The sequence below is a fragment of the Nocardioides sp. genome, from assembly GCF_035547795.1.
Lineage (GTDB): Bacteria > Actinomycetota > Actinomycetes > Propionibacteriales > Nocardioidaceae > Nocardioides.
This window is the reverse complement of the sequence record NZ_DASZUF010000135.1, coordinates 1-1937: the sequence shown is the minus strand read 5'-3', so window position 1 is coordinate 1937 and position 1937 is coordinate 1. Positions and strand designations below refer to the sequence as shown.

Sequence of the window (1937 nt, the reverse complement as noted above, 5' to 3'; positions counted from 1 at the left end):
TCACTGGCGGCGCAAAGTGTCACCGTGACAGTTTGGAAATGTCACGGTGACAGTTTGGAGCGGCAAAGGCAGCGGCCGAAGCAGCGGCAGCCGGAGTCAGGCCCAGGCGCGGGTCCAGACCTCCCAGGGTCCGCCGTGCCGGTGCAGGTCCTCGAGGTGGGTGCGCTCCTTGAGGGTGTCCATCGGCGCCCAGAAGCCGCCGTAGGGCACCGCCCGCATCCGACCGTCGCGGGCGGCCTTGATGCAGCCGTCCATGACCAGGTCGTCGCCCTCGTCCAGGTAGTCGAAGATGCCCTGCCGAAGCACGAAGTAGCCACCGTTGATGGCGTAGGGCAGATCGCCGGCGGGGATCAGCCCCGACACCTGGCCGGAGTCGTCCATGTCGACGACGTGGAAGGAGTCCTGCGGCTTGACCGCGATGAACTGCCCGACCGCGTCGGTGGCCTCGAGCTCCTCGACCAGCGCGTTGATCGGGGCGTCGGTGAGCACGTCGCCGTAGTTGGCGAGGAACATCTCGTCGCCCTCCAGGTAGGGCCGCACCCGGCGCAGTCGCTCGCCGATCGCGGTGTCCATGCCGGTGTCGACGAACGTGATCGTCCAGTCGCTGATGTCGGTGCCGATCAGGTCGACGTGCTGGCCGCCCTTGGTCAGCACGAAGTCGTTGGACGTGGTCTCCTGGTAGTGCAGGAAGTAGTCCTTGACGGCCTGCGCGCCGTACCCGAGGCACAGGATGAACTCGGTGTGCCCGTAGTGGGCGTAGTAACGCATGATGTGCCAGAGCACGGGGCGCTCGCCGATGCACATCATCGGCTTGGGCAGCGACTGGTTGTCGGCACGCATGCGCATGCCGAGACCGCCGCAGAACAGGACCACCTTCATCGGACGTCTCCTGGTTCGAAGATCTGCAGCGACGGGAGTGCGGTCACCAGCTGACCGCCCCAGTCGCCGACATAGGACAGTTGCGCGCTGATCTCGCGCCGCAGGTTCCACGGCATGATCAGCACATAGTCGGGCCGGGCCTCGGCGAGCGCCTCGACCGGCTTGATCGGGATGTGGGTGCCCGGCAGGTACCTGCCGTGCTTGATCGGGTTGCGGTCGACGCTGAACGCGAGCAGGTCGGACCGGATGCCGCAGTGGTTGAGCAGGGTGTTGCCCTTGCCCGGCGCGCCGTAGGCAACCACCTTCCGGCCCTGGGCGGCGGCCTCGAGCAGGAAGGCGAGTACGTCGTGGCGCACCCGTGCCACCTTGGCGGCGAAGCCGTCGTGGCCGGCCAGGGTGTGCAGCCCGGCCGCCTCCTCCGCGGCGAGCACCGCCGCCACCGCGGCGCTGGGCGCGCCGGCGGACTCCGTCGGCATCGACCAGGTGCGCAGTGAGCCGCCGTGCGACTCCAGCTCCTCCACGTCCACCACGGTGAGACCGGCCGCCGCGAGCACCCGCTGGGTGGTCAGCAGCGACAGGTAGGAGAAGTGCTCGTGGTAGATCGTGTCGTACTCGTTGCCCTCGATCAGCCGCAGCAGGTGCGGGATCTCGATCGTCACGGTGCCGTCCTCGGCCAGCAGCGCGCGCAGGCCACGGGCGAAGTCGACGATGTCGGGCACGTGTGCGAAGACGTTGTTGGCGACCACCAGGTCGGCCGGGCCGTGGATCTCGGCCAGCTTGCGACCGGTCTCCTGGCCGAGGAACGCCACCTCGGTCTCGACGCCGCGGGCGATCGCCGCCGCGGCCACGTTGGCGGCCGGCTCGATGCCGAGGGAGCGGATGCCGCGGGCCACGGTGTGCTGCAGCAGGTAGCCGTCGTTGCTGGCCACCTCCACCACGAAGCTGCTCTCGTCGAGACCGAGCCGGTCGATGGCGTGCTCGACGTACCGCTCCGCGTGCCGCACCCAGGAGTCGGAGTACGACGAGAAGTAGGCGTAGTCGCTGAAGATGTCCTCGGC

General features: G+C 68.6%; 2 protein-coding genes. Both read right to left on the bottom strand.

Going from position 1 to position 1937, the window contains the following annotated elements:
- Positions 1-96: 96 nt before the first annotated feature.
- Entirely contained in the window at positions 97-879 is a 783-nt protein-coding gene (locus VHA72_RS09165; RefSeq protein WP_325574450.1) for a sugar phosphate nucleotidyltransferase, read from the bottom strand.
- On the bottom strand, positions 876-1937 hold a 1062-nt coding region (locus VHA72_RS09160), incomplete at its 5' end, for a class I SAM-dependent methyltransferase (RefSeq protein WP_325574448.1). The genes VHA72_RS09165 and VHA72_RS09160, both read right to left, overlap by 4 nt.

Excerpts from the sequence above, each read along its gene's own strand:
- VHA72_RS09165 (WP_325574450.1), bottom strand. The coding sequence starts at position 879 with ATGAAGGTGGTCCTGTTCTGCGGCGGTCTCGGCATGCGCATGCGTGCC.